This window comes from Mesorhizobium sp. M0040 (assembly GCF_040323505.1).
Lineage (GTDB): Bacteria > Pseudomonadota > Alphaproteobacteria > Rhizobiales > Rhizobiaceae > Mesorhizobium.
In genome coordinates, this window is sequence record NZ_JAMYVA010000067.1 from 1 (window position 1) to 22,466 (window position 22,466).

A 22,466-nucleotide genomic window follows, 5' to 3' on the forward strand; every position below is an offset into this window, starting at 1 on the left:
TCGATGACCACCGCAAAGCCGCTCGCTCGCTACAGCGCTATCGAGGGCGCGCTCGCGAGCGGCTTCGCTACCGCCGAGCTACACCACCTGTAGGGACGCGACCCGCGCGAGCCTCATCAGGTAGATTGGGCCAGGTATCGGTCAGCGCCTAAAGCACTTTTTCAAATCGCTTGCCGGATCGCTCCGGGCGCCGGCTGAAGCCGATCCCATGCGCCAAAACCCGTATCTCAACCAAGCGACAAGCGAGGTACGCGTCACCTATGGACTAACACGAAAGTCCGATGCTCTAGCTGTTTTGGAAACGCCGTGACAGCATCAGCTACTGTCCGACGCATTTCAGCCCTATCGACTGAGATTCGCGCGTTGCAAGACGCTCAGTTTCGGCCTGTTGCTTAAACCCGACTTCACCAGATTGGCCTGCAGAATAGAGAGCCGCGGCCCATCCAACCTGCCCTGTTCGGATTTCGGCACCGACTGATGTTCGAAAGGCTTAGTGGATGCTGCCGCTCGAGCAATATTGCGGGCGCCTTCCTCGCCAAAGCGTGCCTTGAGCGATTTCCTGAAGGTGGCGATCTCGCGACTGACCTGGTGATCGGCTGACACCACCTTGAATGCTTCGGCCCGCTCGCGATCATCCTTGGCCATTGCGATTTTCCGAGCGCAGCTTTCGCCCGATCCGAAACATCCCTTACCTTCGCCGCATCAGCCTTCATCTGCTTTTCAACCTCGGGACGACAGGATTGTTCCGGCCGGCTCTCGAACTCGGCAGTCCGCATAACATTTGGATCGATCGCCGCGGTTGCTTTATGAGCTGTTTCCCGCTCTTCACGAGCTTTAGCGCCAGCGAAGAACCCTTCCCTGCCCGCAGTTCGCCAAGCAGTCCTACATCCGCCGATACCGTTGTGCCGCGCTTGTCGGACGGTCTCGCGCGATGACCTGCTCATGTTCCTTGTAATACCGGCGCTGGCGCAACGGAAGTCATCGGACTGACTATCAGCTGGTTTTGACCTGCTCGCCGCGGGTGGACCTGCACGGCAACGGCGATAAGTGGCGGACCTGCCCACTGTGGTCCGAGACCGCCCGCCTGCTCGGCGAGATATTGAGAGACCGACGCCCGCCCGCCACGCCGGCAAGTCCGGTCTTCCTCAGCAATGTCGGCAAGCCGCTGCCGCGCTTCGGCCTGTACAAGCTCGTGCGACGTCATGGTTCGGACATTCGCATCGGCAACGGACAGAGGTCCATTTCTCTGCATGTTTGGAGACACACGACGACCGTGCATCTACTCGAACCGGTGTCGACGTCAACGTCATAAGAGGTTGGCACGTATAAGAGGTTGGCTTGGGCACGTCAGCCCTGATACGATCAGCCGATATGCCGAGATCAACATCAGGATAAAGCAGGAGGCGCTTGAGGCCTGTCAGGTGCCTTCAACTTCCTCGGTGGGACCTCCCCAAAGACCAATCTGGCAGAGCGAGCCCAAAACTGCTCGAATGGCTCCCCGGTCTCTGATCGTTATGTGCCCCGATGTCGTCGAAAACGCTGGATCAACAGCTGCGGGGCACATAACCGTCGGGGACACAAAACTGCGATTACGTGCCCAGCCACGTGCACGTAGTCGCAGATGCCCCGCCGCGGCAAGCCCCCAGGACCCGGAACGCATGGTTGTGGGCATGCCAACACCACTCATGCGTCTGCAGCAGATAGGCCCGCACGATGAGGCACGGCTGTAGCCGAGCTTGAAGTGCGCCATCGGAAGCTTTGTGCGGTCACCGCCGATGATCGCCCAGTCCCCGCTCCAATCGAATTGAAAGACCTCGCCGGGCTCAAAGGCCAGCGGCACGAATATGCCCCTGCCACTCGTCTGCTGCTGATGCTGGCGATCCCTTTTCCAGGCCGGCGCAAAGGCTGCCACCCGCCCACACGACCCGTCGTGGCCGAGGCTCCTCAGATCGGCATGCAGCTGCTTGACCATGCGCTTCTGCTTGCGCGGCTTGTTGGCTTCCGTGTTTGAGCTTTGCACGGGTATCCTCGAGCTCGCACATGACGTGCTATCAGGCGGTCACGGCTGCATTCGTTGTCGGATCTTCGACGATGTCGAACATGAGACACAGCGCTGGCAGGGTGATCCCATTGTTTAAAACGGTTTTCTCATTTGGCACGACACCTGCAACGCAGTCCGCAAAACGCGCTGCGGCACGGACAGAGGAGAAATCATTCCATGATCATGCGCGCCGAACATGCGGTCGCAGCCGCGAAAACCGAGCTTTGCCGGGCCGACGGAAGACTTTGCGCCTGTTTTTCCGGGCGACATCACTCTTCGGTTATCCGGACATGACCGCATTCGATGTCCCTCCAACGCTGAATGCTCCCGACGAGGATCCCTATCTTTGGCTCGAAGATGTAGAAGGCGAACGGGCACTTGACTGGGCCGCCAGCCAGTCGGCGAGGACCCTGGAGCACTTCGGTGGAACGCAAATCGAGCGGGACCATGACGCCCTGACAGCGAATTTCGATCGTCCTGACAAGATCCCCTTGAGCAGGCGCCGCGGCCAGTACCTCTACAATTTCTGGAAAGATGCCGAAAATCCGCGCGGACTGTGGCGCCGGACCACCCTTGGCGCCTACATGAAAGTGGATCCCCAGTGGGAGCTACTGCTCGATCTGGACGCCCTCGCCGCTAGCGACGGAGAGGACTGGATCTGGCGTGGCGCGTCCCTTGGGCCGGAGAGACGGGAAAGAGCCGTTCTGCGCCTGTCGCGCGGCGGCAGCGACGCGGTCGTGCGTCGCGAATTCGATCTGGGGTCTCTTAGCTTCGTCGCCGACGGTTCCAACCGCGCGGAGGCCAAGGGCGGGGTTAATTGCCTCGACCCTGACACGCTTCTGCTTTCCAGTGCGCTTGGTGATGGCATGGCCACCCGCTCCGGCTACGCGCGCACCGTGCGGCTGTGGAAGCGTGGCGCGGATCCGCTCACCGCGCCGGTAATCTTCGAGATCGGTTCCGAATCCCTCGGCGTGTCCGGCCGTCTGGACCGCACCGCCGAGAGCGAGCGCCTCTGGTTCATCGGGCAGTCGACCTTCTTTGAGAAGATCGGCCGAATTGGCGACAGGAGCGGACCGAAGATGCGGATCCACCTTCCTCGGGACGCCTCGTGGGGCGGCTTCGGCGACTGGCTGGCGGTAAAGCCGGGCAAGCCATGGACAGTGGAAGGGATGACCCATGCCGCGGACGCGCTGATCGGCATCTCGCTTTCCTCCTTCATCGCCGGCGAGCGCAGTTTTGCCATCCTCTTTGAACCAGGCGACAGGCGCTCCCTGCAGTCATTCTTCTGGAATAACGAGAAGCTCGTTATCTCCTACCTCGTCAACCTCGACCCGCGTTTCGAGATGTTCACCCCCGACCGCCAGGAATGGACGCGCCGAGCGCTGGATACCGTGCCCACCGAAGGGGCTGTTCACCTCGGGTCGCTCGATGCGGAACGTCACGAGACCGATGGAGAGGTCCTCATTTCGGCTCAGGACCCGATCACGCCGGGGAAGCTTCTCCTATTAGATCTCAATGCCGCGGCGCCTCTCGGCGCTCCAGTAATCCTGAAGCGCAACCCGGAGAATTTCGACGCACCCGGGCTGGTGGTCACGCGCCACGAGGCAGTCTCGACCGATGGTGAGATGATCCCCTATACGCAGATCGGCCCGGCGGACGGGAACGGGAATGCCCCGGTTCACCTCACCGCCTACGGCGGGTTCGGCCTATCGCGCCTGCCCCACTACAACTCCTCGCTCGGCAAGCTGTGGCTCGAACGCGGCGGCACGTGCGTGGTGGCCTACATCCGGGTTGGCGGAGAGTTCGGCACCCGTTGGCACGAGGCGGGGCGCAGGGAGGGCAAGCGTCTCGCCCATGACGATTTCGCCGCAGTTGCCGCCGTGCGAAGGGGCATTACGCTGCCGAGGCGAATTGCCGCCGAGGGCGGCTCAAATGGCGGCCTTCTGATCGCCAATATGCTTACCCGCTATCCAGAGCGTTGCGGCGCGCTGTTCTGCAAAATGCCGCTTGTCGACATGCGCCGCTACACCAAGCTTTTGGTGGGCGCGAGCTGGATTGATGGCGATCCCGACAAGCCGGAGGAATGGATTTTCCTAAAGGAAATCTCCGCCTATCGCGCCGCAACGCCGGGACAACCCTATCCGCCGATCCTGCTCGCCACCACGAAGCGGGACGACCGCATCCACCCGGGCCGTGCGCGTAAGATGGCCGCAAAGCTGCAGGCTCTTGGCTATCCCGCTTACTTCTATGAAGCCCGGCGCGGGCGGGCACGGCTACTGCAAGAACAATCGGGAGCGGGCCGCATTCATTGCCTTGGGCACCAATTTCCTTGGCAGTGCGATCGGCTGGCAAGCCGATGGCGTTCGATAGGTGGGCGGGACCCAGACAAAGAGCAACGTTTCAATCAGTGAGTACAGGTTGATGATTGCGAGCACGGCGCGAATAATGTGTGCGCGGTCCCACGCAAACTGCGCATGAGCGCTCCGCCAATTTCACGCAATTCGAGCAAGACTTTTCGTAGTTCAGTGCATCATTTCTAAAGAGCAAGGAGAGAATATCATGGCGAGAAAGCGAATTGGCGTGGCGCGGGGAGTAACAGCGGCCGTCATCCTCATGGTGGTCGGACAGCAGGCCATCGCGGCGGAGCCTGCGCAAGCCGCGAGCGTCCCGCAGGCAGGAGCCTCGGTCACGGAAGCGCCAAGCCCTTGGCAGATCCGCCTGCGTGCGTTGGGGGTCGTCACTGAGGATTCGGGCTACGTCAATGCAGTGCCCGGCTCCGATCTTTCGTATTCGAACACCGTGACGCCGGAACTCGATATCTCCTATTTCTTCACGGACAACATCGCCGCCGAGCTTATCCTCGGCACCACCTATGCCAACATCGAGGGCCAAGGAGCGATCGGCGCGCTCGGCAATATCGGCAAGGTTTGGCTGCTGCCGCCCACGCTCACATTGCAGTATCATTTTACCGATTTCGGCGCGTTCAAGCCCTATGTAGGCGCCGGCGTGAACTACACGATCGTCTATAACCAAGGTGCCGGCAGTGCCGATGCTCTCAAGGTTAAGAATACGTTCGGCACCGCGCTGCAGGTCGGATTCGACTACATGGTGGATCAGCACTGGGGCGTCAACTTCGACGTGAAGAAGCTTTTCCTCAAGCCAGACTTCGACGTCACGGTCGACGGCGCGAAGCTGACGGGAAAGGCGGAGCTCGATCCCTGGTTGATAGGCGCAGGTGTCACCTACCGCTTCTAACAACGAAAGGTGAAGGCGGCTGCTGATAGCCGATCGGAAATGAAGGGCACCTTCGTGCGCCCTTTTTTACGGCCGTCCCTGCACGGGCGACACTTGAAGAAGCCGTTGTCGACAGGCGGCCGCCCTCCTCCAGCGGACCAAGAAGGTACCCCTGGTCAATGCGGCCTCGACTAACGCCTGAAATGGACGTGCTTAGATGCGCTTCGGTGATCTCCTGATAAAGGCTGGCGCTGGGGCGCCCGCCCTTGCCTGCGCCAGCCTCTGTGCTGGCGGAACGCTTGCTGTTTGCATGCATCGTCTCATCCTCCGCTCGCCAATCGCCGCGCCTTTCCCCGGAAGATCCCATGGGTGGTGGAGGCAGCGCTCGATCCCGATCTCGCGTGCCTGCCCCGTGAGTGGGGTGGGCGGCAGAACGCGACTGGCTTGGCTCGCTGAACGAGGCAGGCTGCACCCGAAGGGCCGGAACGGAGTGGAGGATGTGAGCGGAGCGAACATTGCGGCCTGCCGCAGCGGGCCTAGAAAGGAGCGTCGCCCACCCCGCGAAACGGGGGCAGGCAACAATCAAACCGCATCGCGAAGCGATGACCGCAGCTGCGATCAACTCGCTTTGACCGGCACATTGCTCGTGAAGAACTTGAAGGAACCAGACACATGAAGACTGAAAACGCGACTGAGAATGAAACCGGTGCGGTCCATACGACGCTCGGTGCTATCTTCCTGTCCCTGGAACTCAGTCGCTCGACCTGGTTGGTGACAAGCTTGTTGCCGTGCAACGGAGAGAAGATGTCAAAGCGCGTCGTCAAAGCAGGCGATACGGCCGGCTTGTTGGACCTTGTCCGCCAGCTGAAGGCGACAGTTCGGCGCAGAACGGGCCGTGACGTGCCGGTGATCGCAGTCCAGGAGGCTGGCCTGGACGGCTTCTGGATACATCGGATCCTTGAGCGTGATGGCATCGAAAGCCATGTTGTTGATGCGGCATCCATCGCCACGTCACGCAGGAAACGCCGGGCGAAGACAGACAAGCTGGACGGCGAGATCCTCCTTCGCGCCCTGCTTGCCTACAAGCGCGGCGAGCCGCGGGTATGCGCCATGGTCGTTCCGCCATCGCCCGAGCAAGAGGACCGAAAGCGCAACAGCCGTGAGCGACGCGCTCTCATCGCGGAGCGGATCAAGATTGTGAACCGGATCAAGGGGCTCTTGTTCTCACAGGGCATCGTTGGATTTGAGCCGCTGAAGCGGAACCGGCGCACCCGACTGGAAGAACTCAGGACCGGAGACGGTCGTGAACTACCGTCGAATCTCAAAGCGGAGATTGTCCATGCACTGGACCGGATCGAGCTCGTGCTTCGGCAAATCAAGGACGTGGAGGCAGCGCGCGACGAAGCGGCTCGCAAAGAATGCGAGCCTTCAAAAGTCGCCAATGGAATGTCGATGCTCAAGCAACTGCGCGGCGTGGGAGCGGACTTTGCCGAGGTGCTTTGGTCCGAGGGTCTGTATCGCGAATTTGCGAATCGAAGGCAGCTTGCCTCCTATGCCGGTCTGACACCGACACCGTGGCAAAGCGGATCGATCAGCCGGGAACAGGGCGTATCGAAGGCGGGCAATCCGAGGCTGAGGACGGTGATGGTGCAATTGTCGTGGTTCTGGCTTTTGCATCAACCTCGATCCGCTTTGGCACAATGGTTCCAGGAGCGAGTCGCGATCGACGGCGGCAGGCGCCGCAAGCCGGCCATCATTGCGCTCGCGCGAAAACTTCTGATCGCGCTGTGGAAGTACGTTCATCATGGTGCTGTCATTGAGGGCGCTGTTATGAAGCCAGCATGATCAACGCACTCTTCTCCATCCGCCGGGATTGATCGCTCCCGGCTGATCCTGGGCGAACGAACCTTCCACCCCACTTGGCCTAAAATGCCGTCCGGAAGATTGGTCGCGTTCCCCTGAGCCTTACCGACGAAAGCGGGATGTTGGTGCAGCTGCCGCAGAGCAGCGACCGTATGTGAGTTTGGACCGGTGTTGTCACCGCCAAGATGACAGGCTCGGACCTTGGATCACAACGCATTGAGGTTGATATGCGAAGACAGCCTTGACGACAAAGTCCCCATGTGAGCGGGGTGGGCGGCGAGTCGCGACCGGAAAGGCCCGCCGTGGTAGGCGGACCGCATCCGAAGGACCGGAACGAAGAGGAGGACCCTGAGCGGCACGCGAAGGGTTGCGGGCTGCCGCGGCGGGCCTAGAAGGGAGTGCCGCCCACCCCGCGCCACCGGGAAAGGCCAACAGACAAACCGCGCCGCCCGCAAGGGCGGCGGCCGTCTCAGCCCGAAGGGCTGCCCGCGCCAAGGGGCGAAGCCGAATGGCCGAGAACCGCCTGAGCTTGCCGAAGAAAGCGGGCTCGGTTCACGAGCACCTGGTGCGCGTCATCAGGCGCGCGGGCGCTCCTGCCAGCATGAAATGCCTGGAAACCTTCTGGTCGAGTCTCATCAACCGCGGTTCGTCCCTGCTTCCGGATCTATTCAGAACAGCAGATTCATGGGGGCAATAGGCCTGCGGACGATGTGGGTAATCGGAAGGCTGACCGGATGGTTACGATTCTCAGCCAGCGTCTTGGCGACGAATTTGGCCCATTCCCTGCCTGGGCAGAGTCCCGCGTGGGTGCCGCAACGCATCAAGGTCGTAGATCACGCCAATGTCGGAGCGGTTGGAAATTCTTTCGAAGTGTATCTTCTCGATATTCGCAGAGGCATGGTGGACGGCTTGCGCATAATTTTTGCCGATGCCCGTGACGTGCAGCACTCGACCGCCAGCCGAAACGAGACGATTCTCGGCATCGCGACGGACATTGGCAAGGAACAGGCGGCAATTGCGGCGGTCCAGTGTTTGAAGTCCAGAATGGGGAAGCCGACCTGAAAATCTCCATATGGCCAGCCTGGGTAGCTGATCTCGCGGCCCTCTTTTTCCAATCGCACCGTCGCTCCTTGTACGGCCATTACATTGCAATAGGATTTATCGTCTGTCTCCACGGACATAGAGCCAAGGCTCCCCTGAGCACACCTTCACCTTGGGCAGGACGACCTCAGCCTCCGAGTCGCCAAAGCGGACATTGATCTCAAGGACCTTGATACCATCATGCATAGCATGGCGCCGACATAGATGAAGCCTGTATAGTCCAGGCCTTCTCCCAGAATTGCAGCTCGTAACGGCTGCAGGATCTCGGCGCGTATTCACGGTAGAGCGCCCTGGCCGCGAGAGCCCATACCATGGCTATTAATGCCTTTGTTGCCGTCATCGGAGCGCTTATAGTCGAGAGCGGCCGGAAAAAGCAGGAATTCCTTCCCGTCGAAGAGAGCGAAGATTGATATCTCTGGCCCGGACAGACGCTCCTCAACCATAACGCGGTCTCCGGCGTCCTTATGCGTCCGCTCGAGCATAAGATTGTCAACGGCTTGCAGCGCCGACGCCTGGTCATCGCAGACATAGACGCCGTTGTCCTCGTACAGTCCGTCGCCCTTTACCCCAACCTCATAGTCGAGCGTGTGAATATATTGCTTGGCAAGTTCGGGTTGGTCAAAGAGCCTCAAATCGAGCCATACTAACACCATACCTCTTCAGGAGCACCTTCGTGAACGCCTTGCTCACCTCAAGTCGAGTTGCACCACGATGGGCCGATTGTCGCGATCCCACTGGCCTTCAAAAAGTCTACATAGCCGGCGGAGAGCGCTTCGACGTGGGAGACAAAGACGAAGTCTATCGAACGGGTCTGGCAAAATCGCACCGCCGATGCAGGATCCACTAGCGAAATCTCTGACACAGTGCAGATACGCTCGTCCACAACAGACGAGTTTCCCGGCCCGTAGAAAACCTGCACGGTCGGGTCCGTTCGCTGGAAGAGATCGGCCAGAGCGTGCCCCCTCCCGGTCGAACGATGAGCAGTACATTGCGGCTGGGTTTCGTCATGACTCACTCCGCTGTTGTCCGACGATAAGGCTCTCTCACGTCGATGGTGACGCCTCACATTGACCTTCCGGGGAGGGCATCAATACTCCTGGGAAGGCATAATACTCATGCGCCATTCCATCGGCTCGTAATACTACCCAATTGTTGACTTTATGATTCGCCGATGCAGAGCCCGATGTAAGCTGGTCCCTAAATCTTCATCGCACGATTGTCTGCAGGTGCCCACGCCAATGCAGTCGTGCTGTCACTGGACGAGGTCTTCGAAGGTTCGAGCGTGGTATCGAGTTCGGCCCTCGGCGGGCATTTCAATTACCCAGAAATCCCTTTGCGAGCGCGCCTCGGCTTCGGCCTTCTTCATACCTTCTCGAGGACCCGTGCCAGGTTGTCGATGACGCTCATATGCGGGAAGAGATTGAAGGGTTGAAACACCATACCGATGTCCGCTGGATGCACGTCTCTGCCGTGACACTGTCCATTCGATGTGACTCTTGCTCCTTGACGCTGGACGTGGTGCTCGGCCCGCGCACGGACTGGCTACCGTCAAGGGCCTCGAAACGCTCCTTGAGCAGGAATGGCAGGTACTGCGGAATTGAGCCGGGTCGGAATGCGGCTTGCCGGGGCAGAGCCGCTGGAAAGACGCAGTGCGGCTAAACCGCCTTCGGAAGGTACTGGGCTCCGCTTACTCCAGGTGCCGCATAGCGGCCAGCCGGTTCTGTTCCTCGCCGACCATCCGTTGACTAGGGCTATCCGGTGATCGGCGTCGTTGCACGTCACCATCTTGATCTCGCCGGCCTGATCCCGATCGGCGCAAACATCCGCTTCAACGCGGTGCTGGTGGAGCGAGACTTCACGGCGGAGGAAGACTTTCGCGTCTTCACCATGTTTTCCGGTCTTTCCGCCCGGTGGCCATTTGCCCGCGCACCCCCCGGCATGCCAGGAGCGGTGACGGTGCCGATACCCGACACGCTTCAGCAATGGATGGTCGAGCATGGGGCGGAGGTCGCCGAGGGTAAGGCCGCGGGGCTCATCGATGCCATGAAGATGGAAACCGGCATCCCTGCCGCCAAGCCTGGCCGAAATTGCGTAAGGTCGACGCTGGCAAGGCGGTCAGTCTCGGCGCGGAACTAGCAACGATCGACTGAAGCGGACGGCTGACGCCAAGCTGGCCACTCGACAGGACGCTGGTTGGAACGGCCAATCAATGGAAAGAAACCGTGCCGCCAGACGGCGAAAGGAAATGAGATTGGATATGATACCAAAGGTTGGTGACCCTGTAGGGGTTACCGTAGCGGTCGATCAATCAACTGGCTCTCGAACCGCGTCTTCGACGACTACCACACCATCATCGACACCGCCTCCGAGGCTTGGCAGAAGCTCATCGCCCCATGTCGTGACCAAGATCGCAGACCTGAAGGCAAAGTCCACCACGCTCCGGTCGCTCGACCCGTTCTTTCAAGACGCGCACCCTGTCAGGCAAGGTAAGCGCTCACTCGTATTTCTCTGGAGAAAAAATATACCGACGGTCGATCTCGCGAACTACTCGGAATTTACGGCTTACAAGTCCATAAAAGTTTCCGTTCGTTAGATTATTTGTGTGCGACGACTACAAGACGCGAGCTGGCAGGTATAAACGCTTCACCTTCCTGACCGTAAGCTTCAATAGTCTCGAACCCCGCTCCTCGCAACATGCGAAGATACTCGGAAACTCCGTACTGGCGGAAAGAAAGGTACGCTCGTCTAACGCATCCATCCCGGACGACAATCCTTTCGAGGTTCGAGCGATCGCTTAGCACATCGTTAGTGAATATATCGATTCTTACATCGTTGTTGCGCTGCGCAACGAGACAGACTGGCGACTTATGACCCAAGAAGTCGAGCCGATTGGGGTGATCAATTAGCAGACGTCCACCCTTTCGCAGTGAAGAAGCGGTTTCACAAAGAACTCTCTCATTGTCCGCATCATCGAAATAGCCAAATGTCGTGTACCACAGAAAAGCCGCGTCGAAACGATCTCTCCAGGGAATTGAGCGCATGTCGGCCTTAACATACTCAACATTTACTCCGCGTTTAATAGCGTCCTCTTCGGCTTTTTTTAGCAGGATGGGCGAGATATCAAGACCGGTTACCTGCGCCCCTTTTTCCGCCAACCGGTTCGCAATCCGCCCATAACCACATCCAAGCTCAAGAACTCGGTCGCCTTGTCTAAGAGAAAGAAAGTCCCAAATTGCTGCGGCTTGTCTGTCACTAATTTCCGGCGGATTAATAACATCTCCGAAGTGGATGTAATCGTCACCGAAGTATGAATCGATATTAGGATTAACTATCTCATCGCTATATTTTTTTTCATGCATGGCATTTTCCATATTTTTATTTTCCATATACTTCTTTTTAGAACGAGTTTTGCACACGATTTAGCATATTGAAAGAGAACTTTCTGAGAATTTGTTTCGTAAATGTTAAATATTTTTGTAACAATCATTGGACTTTAAGGGGGGCGCGTGACGGCAGCCCAGCTTGACGCCGGCCTCCAGCGGGCGGGCGCGCACAAGTTCTGGATCGAGCGCATCTGGTGCTGCATCGGCCCGGCAGCGAACGCCCCCAGTGGCCGCATTATGCCCGCATTGGCAGCGCCAGGAGGCTCGCGCTGGCGGGAAAGCCAAGGTGCTCTACGAGGATCTCTACTGCCGGCGCGGCACAGCCGAGAACCACATCAAGTCGTGGAAGACGCATCTCGCCGCCGACCGCACATCCTCACCAGAGCGACGGCCAACCAGTTCCGGTTGTTCCTGCATGCCGGTGCCTACTGGCTGATGTGGGGCCTGCGCGCCGCAATGCCGAAGCGTTCCAGCTTTGCCGTCGCCCAATTCGACACGCTGCGTCTGCGCCTCATCAAGATCGCCGCGCGGGTGGTCGACATGAAGACCCAGATCCGCTTGCATCTGCCGACATCCTGCCCGACCAGCGCATCCTGCGCATCGTGTTCGATCGCATCCCGCGGCTCGCGACATATAACGGGGCGTCGACGCCACGAAAAGCGAACCCGCCGACCGCAAGCCGCAAACCCCCGCCTTCCATCACGACGGCTCACCGCTGGAGCCCGATGAGGCTCAAAAAAGCATCGGAACAGTGACCAGATGGCCCTTCACGGGCCCAAAGCCGATCGCTGTGCATCAAACGGGTTAGCTGATAACAATCTGTTCATTCGATCTCGCTGCCAGATCGGGGTTATCTCAACATCGCATTTGACCGAGCAAACGACGCCTCCGTACATTCGGCGAGGGTGAGCAAGGTCATGGCCCGAAATGGCACTCGGAAAAAGATGGTCCACTATCGCTGTCAGCGTTTCTTTACGAGATAAAGCCCAGCCGCCACTGTGAATAATCCCTCTCCAATGGGAGCTATATCAGATGAATAAATATCCCCCAGAGAGTCTTGAGCATGACACTCGGCTGAAGGCAGTTAGAGAAGTTTGCCGTGACAGAAAAATTGACGTAGCTATATTTACCAGCCCAGAAAATATTTTTTATATCACAGGCCTTGATTATGAAGGGTACTTTGCTACGCATGCACTATTGGTGTCGATTCATGGCGGGATCATTCTATTGGCACGCCATATTGAAGCGGTTACGGTTTCTCGACAAACTAAGGGTGTTGAATTTTCTGGATACTCTGACACCGATGACGTTGCAGCACTGATAACGGCGAAGATAGTCTCATTAGCCGGGGAGCGCGCGCGCGTCGGGCTTCAGCGAAACAGTGCCGCCACGGTTAAGATCGATACCCCTCTGCAATCGTATCTGCCGAAAGCGAATATCGTTGATGTATCCGGTATAGTCGAGAGCCTGCGGGAAGTAAAATCGCACTTCGAAATAGAGCAGATAAAGCGCGCTGCGGCAATTTCGGATCTCATGATTTCTACTGGCCTGAGTGTAGCCGGCGAGGGGGTGGTCGAAAGCAACGTTGCTGCAAAGATTTACGGCGCGATGATCGCTGCGGGAGGACAATCTCCGGGCTTTCCACCATTCCTCAGATCCGGTGACAGGATATCAGAGCCACATACTTCCTGGACCGACCAGCCTCTCAAAAATGGTGCTCCGCTTCTTCTGGAAATGTCGGGCTGTGTAAACCGCTATCATGCACCGATGGCCAGGTATGGATATATCGGTTCCGCATCTGCGGCAGCCAAGCGATTAAGCGAAGTGAGTCACCAAGCGCATCTGGCCGCCTTGGCGGCTCTTAAGCCCGGATGTCTTGCTCGGGATGTCTATTCCGCTTGGAAGGCATGCCTTGACTCTGCAAAGGTCAGACCCAGAGCTGGTCACTGTGGATACATGGTCGGTATATCCTTCCCGCCCACCTGGACTGGGGGTCCAGGGGTACAAAGTCTACATGAGACGAGCTGTATGGAAATTCGCGAATCCATGGTATTCCACCTCTTGACATGGGTAACCGATGAGCGAAACGACCATTTTCTGTCCGACTGCGTTGTAGTCGAAAAGGCTGGTGCCATTTTTCTAACAAGATCTTCAAGGGACATTTTCGAGATCTGAACCAAAACTCGCGAACGCAGCCCAGGTTGGCGAAGGCGGGATGGCGGCCTGGCCCGTCACCGTAAGTCTTAGCCCGCTTGATGCACGGCGACCCGGTCGCCCTTGCGGTGCGTTCTATCAGCCGCTGGCGGTGATCCGTCGTGTTGGAAGACCAGGGTTTGCGGGTATCGGGACGTCTGCGCCCCATTGTTGATGTCGCGAGTTGCGGGATGTGGCCTGACAGTCCCGCCGCCAGATGGAGCCGCGTCGAGCGCATCATCGCGCGAGTCGATGTGCCCAAAGTCCCGATACCCGCTTCTTCGTCACCAACTTGTAAGTCCAAGGCGCTCTACGAGAATGTCTACTGCCGGCACTGGTGAGGAGAACCACATCAAGTCGTTGAAAATCGCATCGCCGACCGCACCTCCTGCACAATCGGCGCCTACTGGGCTTAGATTATGTAGGCCTGCGCGCCCGCGATGCCATAACGTTCGAGCTTTGCAGTCGGCAATTTTCGATGATCTCCTCGGGCTCAAAGCTGGCCGAAGACATCCGCTATGGTCTTGCCTATATGATCTTGCCTATTGCAGTATGCTTGACCAGAAGAAATGCTGTTTGCTGGCCATGAAGTTGAGTTGCGTGTTTCAGAAATTCGCGGACACCCATTCCGCTAATTCGCGGACAGCGATTTCAGTAATTACGGGACAGTGATTCCGCTAATTCCCGGACAGTCTTCGGGGCGGATAACGGTCGGTTCTCGGGAGCGTCGTTCTGGCATTTTGCCCTCTCATCATCGGGTTGAGAGGGGCCATGCCAAGACGGAAGCAAGCGAGACGAACGACAGTGAAAGACCTACGATCCATTCTGCGCCTGACGCATGAGCAGGGCCTCTCGGTGCGAGCGGTGTCGGAACGGCTGAAGAGGTTTCGACCTATCTGTCCCGGGCGCGTGAGGCTGGCATCTCGGACTGGCCGCTGCCGCCGGGCTATGACAATGACGTATTGCTTGAGCGGCTTCTGTTTCGCCGGGTTGGCCGTCCGCCGCAGGATCTGGACGAGCCCGATTGGGCGATGATCTCGCGCGAGCTGAAGCGCAAGGGCGTGACGCTGACGTTGTTGTGGCAGGAATACCGCGCGGCGCACCCCGATGGTTATGGCTACACCTGGTTTTGTGACCGGTTCGGCGCTTTCCAGCGCCGGTCGAGCGCAACGTTCCGCAACCGCCACGAGGCGGGCGCGGTGATGCAGACCGACTATGCGGGCCACACCGTGCCCGTTGTCGATCCCGATACTGGCGTCATCTGCCAGGCTCAGATCTTCGTTGCAGTGCTGGGCGCCTCGTCCTTCACCTTTGCCCATGCCAGCTTCAGCCAAAAACTGCCGGACTGGATCGAGGGCCAGTGCCGGGCACTCACCTTCTTCGGCGGGGTAACGAAGGCGATCGTCTGCGACAATCTGAAGGCCGGCGTCGCCAAGGCGCTGTGGTTCGAGCCGACGCTCAACCAGACCTTCGCCGCCATCGCCGAGCATTACGACACGACGATTCTGCCGACCCGCAGCCGCAAGCCGCGCGACAAGGGCAAGGTCGAGGGCGCGGTGCTGATCGTCGAGCGCTGGGTCCTGGCCCGGCTGCGCAACCGGCGCTTCTTCAGTCTCGGCGATCTCAACGCCGCCATCGCGATGTTGCTGGAGGATCTCAACACCGCCCCATGCGCCATGTCGGCAAAAGCCGCCGCGAACTGTTCGAGGAGATCGAGCGGTCGGCTCTGGCGCCGCTGCCGCCGGCGCCGTTCGAATATGCGGAGTGGAAATCGGCCAAGGTGCATCCCGACTACCATGTCGAGATCGACAGGACCTTCTACTCGGTGTCGCATGCGCTGATCGGGCGGCGCGTGGATGTGCGGCTCACCCACCGGGTGGTCGAGCTCTTCCATGATCACAAGCGCGTCGCCAGCCATGTCCGCCGCTCGCAGCGCTGCGGCCATGTCACCGTCAACGAGCACATGCCCAAGGCGCACCAGCGCTATGCCAACACGACGCCGGCGAACCTGATCCGGCAGGCAGCCGGGATCGGCGCCAACACCGCCATGCTGGTCGAGCGGATGATGCGCGACCGTCCCTATCCTGAGCAGGGATACCGCTCCGCGTTTGGCATCCTCTCGCTGGCCCGTCGCTACGAGCGGGATCGGCTCGAGGCGGCCTGCGCGCGGGCCCTGACCATCAATGCGATCACCTACTCCTCCGTCAACGCCATCCTCAAATCCGGCCTCGACCGCGTGCCGCCCGCGGCCGAGTCGGTCAAGCCCACGCCATCGCACACCAACATCCGCGGCGGCTCCTATTACCAATGAAGGAAAGGAAACCAACCATGCTGACACATCCAACCCTCGACCAGATGCAGGCTCTCGGCCTTGGCGGAATGGCCGCCGCCTACCGGGACCTGGCCGACCAGAGCAAAGGCGACGATCTCAGCCGCGACGAGTGGCTCGGCCTGATGCTCGATCGTGAAGCCGCCATGCGTGCCGACAAGCGTCTGACCAACCGTCTCGCCGTTGCCAGGCTGCGCTTTGTCGACGCCTGCATCGAGAACATCGACTTCGCCGCGCATCGCGGGCTCGACCGGCGCAATACGCTGTCGCTGGCCCAAGGCGCCTGGCTGAAGGCGCATGAAAACCTCATCATCACCGGGCAGACCGGCACCGGAAAGACTTGGCTGGCCTGCGCCTTCGGACGTCAGGCCGCCCGGCTCGATCATTCCGTGCTCTACCTGCGCATGCCGCGTCTGTTCGAAGATCTCGCCCTGGCGCGTCTCGACGGCCGCTTTCCCCGTCTCATCGACAAGCTGGCTCGGGTGCAACTGCTCATCCTTGACGACTGGGGCACCCACAGCCTGACCGACCAGCAGCGTCTCGATCTGCTGGAAATCTTCGAGGAACGCTATCGCCGGAAATCAACGCTGATCACCGCGCAACTGCCGATCGCCCAGTGGCATGCCATGATCGGCGAGCCGACAATCGCCGACGCCATTCTCGACCGGATCGTCCACAACGCCCATCGCGTCACCCTCGAAGGGCATGAGAAAGCAAAAAACACCGCCGCCCTTGACCGGCGCCGAAAACGGCGAAATCAATCGCAAATGACTTCAACCAGGCAACCGAGCGCCGACCCCATCCTGCTGTCCGCGACTTAGTGAAACTGCTGTCCGCGATTTAGCGGAACGACTGTCCCGTTTTTGCGAAATGCGCAGTTGAGGCCGAGAACTGGGCACTGCTCTCACTCGTCGTGGCCACCTGCAGGCTCAACGACGTCTCCCGTTGCTTACCTCGCCGAAACTCTCGACGCCGTCATCAACGCGCCGCAGAGCAGATCGAAGAACTCATGCCCTGGCGATTCCGGAAAACGTCAAGCCCAAATCCATAGGCGATCGGCGAGGCGCTTTCGAAGAAGCAGCCAATCATCCTCCCGAGGAAGCTCAGCGGTTCCGGTTGCCTCCTCCATCAAACACCCCGCCATCCTGACCAGTTGCCATGCCCCCGTATTGCCCGTCGCAGAAGCGGTTCGGCTGCGGGGGAAGGTCGGAAGGAACGCTACGCAATGCTGTCGCCAAGCTCTTGGAGATCGCGCATCCTGCGCATCGTCCTCAGTTGCATCCCGCAACTCGCGGTTAAACAATAGACGCAGATATCCCCGACACCCGCAAACCCTCGCCTTCCAACACGACGGATCACCGCCAGCGGCGATGAGGCTTGGGAAACGCACCGCAAGCCGGCCAGATCGCCGCTTCAGGCCGCCGAAAGATCGGCCAAAAGATCGGCTGAACTTTGCCGCGTGATGCGTGAGATCGCTGGGTCTCCGGCGACAAATTGCGGATCGTCAGATCTTCATCCGCAGGCAAGGCTAATCTGGATCATCTGGGTGCTCCTATAAAGGTTGGCTCAAGACCAATCTTCTCAGGCAAGCTCCTCAGGCCAAACCTGCGGTCCAACTACGGCGGCAGCAGTTTAGTTCCGGCAGCGGCGGCGCCTCGCGTCAGGATCATAATCATCCATCCCCGGACATGCTGTAGCTGTAGCGAGGCGATTTCCTACCCGCGCCCAGCATCCCATTCAGGCCTCAGTAAAGATAACACCAGCTCGTCGCGATGCTCGCCGCGGAAGAACGCGCTGCTGCGCGTCACGCCTTCGGCAACAAAGCCGATGGCCTCATAGCTGCGCCGCGCTCTGAGATTATCGGGGAAGCAGCAAATCCAGAGCCTGTGGACGTCGGTCTCGGTGAACGCCGCATCTACTACGGCGCGCATCATTGCCGTGCCAATTCCCCTGCCCGGCTCGCCAACAGCAACGCGCTCTACAAGCGTCGCGTGCTCAGGCGAAGCCCAGTCGCGCAGTATGGCAAAGCCGAGCGGCATTCCGTCAGCCACGGCGACAAAGTAGGCATAACGCGAATCCTCAAGAGCCGCTATATGCCGGGTTTCCTCCCAGCAGCCGACCAGCGCTTCGTATCCTTCCAGCCGCTCGGTGCGCATGATGAACAGGATGTCGGCGGCGGCGGCCCGTCTTAAGGTCACACTCATTGGAACTCCTGCTGATCGATGCTTGGCAACCACTGCGCATAAAACCAGTGTAGAGCTTGGGCCAAGTTCCTCTCATCGTCATGAGACGCTCTTATTCGTTTGTCGACCGGCCATACATTTGGATGTCGCTCAGTGCCGCTTGGTCAGTGTAGCTGAGTCAACGGTCTGCGAATTATCCTCTTTACGAATCCAGGCGATTGCCTGGCCGCTGCGGGAGAGCGGCACTACGGCACACGCCGTCCCCCACACACGACCCAAACAGCAACAGCCTAGTGGACTGGAGGATGCTGCGCCTTGTAGGGCCACGCTGCGGCGCATGAAGCAGTTAGGAAAGGATGTTGACGCCATAAGTGCCAGCGGAAGCCGATCAGTCGCCGCAAATCTCCAACTTCAGGTCCACCAGAGAACAAGATCCGGCCGGGCAAACCCGAAAAAACTGTTCAGCACTAGGCGGCGTTTTCCGTTGCCTGATTGACCGGTGACCCCGTGAATGAAACCACCATCAATTACGGCGATATCCCCCGCCTTGAGCCGGAACTCGCGATAAGGAACGGCGGCGAGATAGGCTGGTGAATAGGGATAGCCAGTAGTCTCCACACCCTGCGACTTTCGATCCGCGACTGTCGGCTTATGGCTCCAGAGCCGCAGATTGCCACCTTCCGCGGCCATGCTGGGATAAAAGTTGAGGGCCGCGACGGTGTTCTTCGCCACCGCAGAAAGCTCGTAATCGTTCCCAGCACATAAGACCTGAGCGACGTCGTCGTGGGGCTCCAAGGAATATGTGCCACTGCCGCACCAACTGAGACCGCGGCAAATATTAGCCTTACCGTGTTCCGAACGGGCCAGCCGCAAATCAATACCCTGGTCGTGAAGCTCGCGCTTCAACGCGTCGAATAACCCGCGGACCGGATCAACCAAATTGTGGAAAAGGGCGTCGACGAACGGGCTCGCATTTTCCGACTCTGCGAAATACGTGACTGCATCCTTCCTGTAGTGAGATGCGCCGACATATTGTCCGGGGACCCCATCTTTGCGCTCCTTAAGACCGGCATTTCCAACAAAATTCGCGGTGATCTCTTCGGCAACTTCGCTACTGAAACCTTGCTTGATATGCACACCAGTGATCTCACCTTTCAGGACCGAGATGATCTCAGCAGTGCTGATCGAGCCGGTTCGTTCTCTGATTGCAAGAGGGGAGATGGCTGGCGCTTGAGATACTTGGTTAGTCGTCATCGGCTTGCTCCTGTAGTGCGCTATCAAGGATGGCGATGCCATGATCGAGTTCGTCATTGGTGATAGTTATTGGCGGGAGGACTTTGATGACGTCGCGATTCGGCCCTGACGATTCGATCAGCAGGCCGTTTTCAAACGCGACATCGTGCACACGGCCGACACCAGCCTGTGAACGGCACTTGAGGCCGGCCATCAGGCCGCGACCACGCTTTTGTTCGATGAACTTGGGAAATTTCGCGACGAGGCGGTCGAGGTGTCTTTGCAGGTTGACAGTTGTCCGTTCGACGTCTGCAGTAAACTGCCTGTCGGACCACATTTTGCACATGGCCCTGGCTGTCACGAACGCGAGATTGTTACCTCTGAAGGTCCCGCTATGTTCCCCGGGTTTCCATATGTCTATTTCGGGGCGGATCAGAACAATGGAGAATGGACTACCTGAACCGCTTAAGGATTTTGAAAGGCAGACGATGTCGGGCTTGAGCTTCGCGAACTCGAACGAGAAGAAATCGCCCGTTCGACCCGCACCTGCCTGAATGTCGTCGACGATCAAAAGGACGCCGTGCGTACGGCAAATACGCTGAATTTCCGTAAGCCAAGCTGCAGATGCAGTGTTCAGGCCGCCTTCTGCCTGAATGGTTTCCAGAATGATTGCGGCTGGCTTTTCTATGCCGCTCCCCGGGTCGCCCAGCACGCAGTCGATGTAATTCGCCGAATCGAAAGTTTGGTTCGGATAGCTGTCGTAAGGGACACGGATCACATCGTGACGAGCAACACCGCCTAGCTCCCTGGTTGACTCCGCGCCCGACACCGCCAGAGAGCCCAGCGACATCCCATGAAAAGCATTTGTGAAGGCCATGACATTCGAGCGGCCGGTATATTTTCGAGCAAGCGCCATAGCCGCTTCATTAGCGCTTGTGCCGGTCGGCCCCGAAAACTGTATCTTGTAGGAAAAACCCCTCGGCTTCAGGATCGACTCCACAAAAGCTTCGATGAAGTCACGCTTTGCAGCAGTATACATGTCAAGAGATAGAAGAATGTTTTCTCCAACGAGATATTCTATTGCCGGCGCAATAATATCTGGGTTGTTATGTCCATAGTTGAGCGCGCCGGATCCCACAAGGAAATCGATATAAGGGTTGCCGGCCTCGTCCCAGATCGTCGCTCCACGGGCCTTCGTGAAGACTGCGGGAAACGATCGCCCATAGCGACGAACGTTAGACTCATGAGCCGTGAACGCGTCGGTATTCATTTATGGCTCCTCCGATGTTGGTTTCGTATGATATTGTTTCGTACTCGACGAGAGAGTGAGTAAAGTTCGTTTGTGTTTCTGGCAACTTTTCTTTAGCCTCGTTCCGAATATCGAATAAGTGACATAATTACTCGGGTCTGCGGCTTCCGGCAAACGTGTCTGTAGTTACCGGATGCTCCTAACTAATTCCGTCGAATAACAGAGACAGGACTTGCACCGCAGCGCATTTACTAAACAGACGCGCTTCGAACCTCCACTGTCGTCACGTTGCTCTGCATCAGATATCTCTCGGTCAATGCGTTGAAAACGAACTCAGTTCTAGAGCTTTCGGCCAGGCGTCGATACTACGGCATCTGGTAGTTGACATATGCACGCGGCTAACGAGACGGATTGGGGCGCAAGGGAATGGTCAAGCAGCACATGCTCGCCAGTCCCCCTCCTTTACGACTTCCGTCTCGTATGGATGGCGATGCATCACGCTCATTTCTTCTGGAGAGCCGAGCGCGTACCTAAAGCGCAAGCTCGGTTCGGAAAGAGGCGGAGGGAGCCGACCACTGAACGCAGTTTGTGGGTTCAGACTTCACCGTAAGCGCGTGATTCGAGCGAGTTCCTGCCCATTTTCCCGCGCCCCCTCGGACCGGCTCTCGTTAGAGGCCTTTATCAGGCTGTTGAAAAAGGCCTTCGCCACCGGACCGCAGCAATGATTCACTGGCTCCGAAGGGATTCGGAGGTGGCGAGTGCGCGGCGGCGACGATCGAACTGGCGAACTTTTCAGCTACGTGGACCTTGAGGTCCGGGTTCGGCGCAATCATCCATTGCGGGCGATCAGGACGATCGTGACTGAAGCGCTGTCGAGGCTGGAGCGTGAGTTCGCGGCGCTATATTCGCCGATCGGACGGCCATCTATCCCGCCGGAGAAGCTGCTGCGGGCGATGCTTTTGCAGGCGTTCTATTCGATCCGCTCGGAGCGGCGTTTGATGGAACGGTTGGAATACGACCTCCTGTTCCGCTGGTTCGTCGGCATCGGCGTCGACGACGCAGCCTGGGACCATTCGGTGTTCTCCAAAAACCGTGACCCGCTGCTGGAGGGCGATATCGCGGCGAAGTTCGTGGCGGCCGTGCTGGCGCAGCCCAAAGTCAAGAAGCTCCTGTCCACGGATCACTTCTCGGTCGACGGCACGCTGATCGAGGCCTGGGCTTCGATGAAGAGCGTCAAGCCAAAGGGCGGCCCAAGCGGCGGTCATGGCGAACCGCCGGCAGACGGCGGCGGACGCAATGCGGAAGCGGACTTCCACGGCGAGAGGCGATCGAACGAGACGCACACCTCGACTACCGACCCCGACGCCAGGCTCTACCGCAAAGGGCGGGGCAAGGAGGCCAGGTTGTGCTTCATGGGACATGGGTTGATGGCGAAACCGCCACGGCCTGCTGGTGGAAGCCTGTCTGACGCTGGCCGACGGACATGCCGAGCGGGTGGCGGCCCTGCACATGATCGAACCTCGTGCCGACCGGCCGCGGGCGATCACGCTCGGCGCCGACAAGGCCTATGACGCAGAGGACTTCGTCAACGAGTTGCGCTCGATGAAGGTGACACCCCACGTAGCGCAGAACACGAACGGCCGTCGTTCGGCGATCG

At 58.9% G+C, this 22,466-nt stretch carries 13 protein-coding genes and 7 pseudogenes; 11 read left to right on the forward strand and 9 right to left on the reverse strand.

Annotated features, from left to right (window positions below; genetic code table 11):
• Window positions 1–342 precede the first annotated feature (342 nt).
• Window positions 343–645, reverse strand: a complete 303-nt coding sequence (locus tag NKJ91_RS30400) for a hypothetical protein (RefSeq protein WP_352458472.1) — start codon at window positions 643–645, stop codon at window positions 343–345.
• 954 nt (window positions 646–1,599) lie between these two features.
• Window positions 1,600–2,002, reverse strand: a pseudogene (locus NKJ91_RS30405) (IS21 family transposase); the annotation flags it as partial.
• Window positions 2,003–2,331: 329 nt separating this feature from the next.
• On the opposite strand from NKJ91_RS30405, the pseudogene NKJ91_RS30410 reads away from it, so the two are divergent.
• From NKJ91_RS30410 to NKJ91_RS30425, 4 genes and pseudogenes are all read left to right on the forward strand, one after another.
• Window positions 2,332–4,411 (forward strand): annotated as a pseudogene (locus NKJ91_RS30410) (prolyl oligopeptidase family serine peptidase).
• A gap of 189 nt (window positions 4,412–4,600) precedes the next feature.
• On the forward strand, window positions 4,601–5,296 hold the full coding sequence (locus NKJ91_RS30415) for an OmpW/AlkL family protein (RefSeq protein WP_502903650.1): 696 nt from the start codon (window positions 4,601–4,603) through the stop codon (window positions 5,294–5,296).
• 651 nt (window positions 5,297–5,947) lie between these two features.
• Window positions 5,948–7,120 (forward strand): IS110 family RNA-guided transposase, encoded by a 1,173-nt coding sequence (locus NKJ91_RS30420; protein WP_352458473.1) that lies wholly within the window; start codon window positions 5,948–5,950, stop codon window positions 7,118–7,120.
• Between the two features lie 526 nt (window positions 7,121–7,646).
• Window positions 7,647–7,835, forward strand: a complete 189-nt coding sequence (locus tag NKJ91_RS30425) for a hypothetical protein (protein ID WP_352458474.1) — start codon at window positions 7,647–7,649, stop codon at window positions 7,833–7,835.
• 50 nt (window positions 7,836–7,885) lie between these two features.
• On the opposite strand, the gene NKJ91_RS30430 is transcribed toward NKJ91_RS30425, so the two are convergent.
• The 3 genes from NKJ91_RS30430 to NKJ91_RS30440 all read right to left on the reverse strand — a co-directional run bounded on the left by NKJ91_RS30430 (window position 7,886) and on the right by NKJ91_RS30440 (window position 9,305).
• Window positions 7,886–8,290 carry a phosphoribosylglycinamide synthetase C domain-containing protein gene (locus NKJ91_RS30430; protein ID WP_352458475.1) on the reverse strand — a complete coding sequence of 135 codons (405 nt, stop codon included), beginning with the start codon at window positions 8,288–8,290 and terminating at the stop codon, window positions 7,886–7,888.
• A gap of 224 nt (window positions 8,291–8,514) precedes the next feature.
• On the reverse strand, window positions 8,515–8,889 hold the full coding sequence (locus NKJ91_RS30435; protein WP_352458476.1) for a hypothetical protein: 375 nt from the start codon (window positions 8,887–8,889) through the stop codon (window positions 8,515–8,517).
• 41 nt (window positions 8,890–8,930) lie between these two features.
• The gene (locus NKJ91_RS30440; protein ID WP_352458477.1) at window positions 8,931–9,305 is read right to left on the reverse strand and encodes a hypothetical protein; all 375 of its coding nucleotides are present in this window, start codon (window positions 9,303–9,305) and stop codon (window positions 8,931–8,933) included.
• 434 nt (window positions 9,306–9,739) lie between these two features.
• Between NKJ91_RS30440 and NKJ91_RS30445 the strand changes: the two are divergent.
• Window positions 9,740–10,389, forward strand: a pseudogene (locus tag NKJ91_RS30445) (biotin/lipoyl-containing protein); the annotation flags it as partial.
• A 444-nt stretch (window positions 10,390–10,833) separates the two neighbouring features.
• Here NKJ91_RS30445 and NKJ91_RS30450 read toward each other — a convergent pair.
• On the reverse strand, window positions 10,834–11,610 hold the full coding sequence (locus NKJ91_RS30450) for a class I SAM-dependent methyltransferase (RefSeq protein WP_352458478.1): 777 nt from the start codon (window positions 11,608–11,610) through the stop codon (window positions 10,834–10,836).
• A gap of 286 nt (window positions 11,611–11,896) precedes the next feature.
• Here NKJ91_RS30450 and NKJ91_RS30455 point away from each other — a divergent pair.
• From NKJ91_RS30455 to istB, 5 genes and pseudogenes are all read left to right on the forward strand, one after another.
• Window positions 11,897–12,248: pseudogene (locus NKJ91_RS30455) on the forward strand (transposase); the annotation flags it as partial.
• 406 nt (window positions 12,249–12,654) lie between these two features.
• Window positions 12,655–13,797, forward strand: a complete 1,143-nt coding sequence (locus NKJ91_RS30460) for a M24 family metallopeptidase (protein ID WP_352458479.1) — start codon at window positions 12,655–12,657, stop codon at window positions 13,795–13,797.
• Window positions 13,798–14,024: 227 nt separating this feature from the next.
• Window positions 14,025–14,225 (forward strand): annotated as a pseudogene (locus NKJ91_RS33935) (transposase); the annotation flags it as partial.
• Window positions 14,226–14,586: 361 nt separating this feature from the next.
• Window positions 14,587–16,126: pseudogene (istA, locus tag NKJ91_RS30465) on the forward strand (IS21 family transposase).
• A gap of 17 nt (window positions 16,127–16,143) precedes the next feature.
• Window positions 16,144–16,965, forward strand: a complete 822-nt coding sequence (gene istB / locus NKJ91_RS30470; RefSeq protein ID WP_352458480.1) for an IS21-like element helper ATPase IstB — start codon at window positions 16,144–16,146, stop codon at window positions 16,963–16,965.
• A gap of 894 nt (window positions 16,966–17,859) precedes the next feature.
• On the opposite strand, the gene NKJ91_RS30475 is transcribed toward istB, so the two are convergent.
• From NKJ91_RS30475 to ectB, 3 genes are all read right to left on the reverse strand, one after another.
• Window positions 17,860–18,348: a GNAT family N-acetyltransferase gene (locus NKJ91_RS30475; RefSeq protein ID WP_352458481.1), complete on the reverse strand. Its 489-nt coding sequence runs from the start codon at window positions 18,346–18,348 to the stop codon at window positions 17,860–17,862.
• A gap of 390 nt (window positions 18,349–18,738) precedes the next feature.
• Window positions 18,739–19,581 (reverse strand): 2OG-Fe(II)-dependent halogenase WelO5 family protein, encoded by an 843-nt coding sequence (locus NKJ91_RS30480; protein WP_352458482.1) that lies wholly within the window; start codon window positions 19,579–19,581, stop codon window positions 18,739–18,741.
• A complete protein-coding gene (gene ectB, locus NKJ91_RS30485; RefSeq protein WP_352458483.1) occupies window positions 19,571–20,830 on the reverse strand; it encodes a diaminobutyrate--2-oxoglutarate transaminase in 1,260 nt (419 codons plus the stop codon). The genes NKJ91_RS30480 and ectB overlap by 11 nt, the downstream gene beginning before the upstream one ends.
• Before the next feature lie 737 nt (window positions 20,831–21,567).
• Here ectB and NKJ91_RS30490 point away from each other — a divergent pair.
• Window positions 21,568–22,466 (forward strand): annotated as a pseudogene (locus NKJ91_RS30490) (IS5 family transposase); the annotation flags it as partial.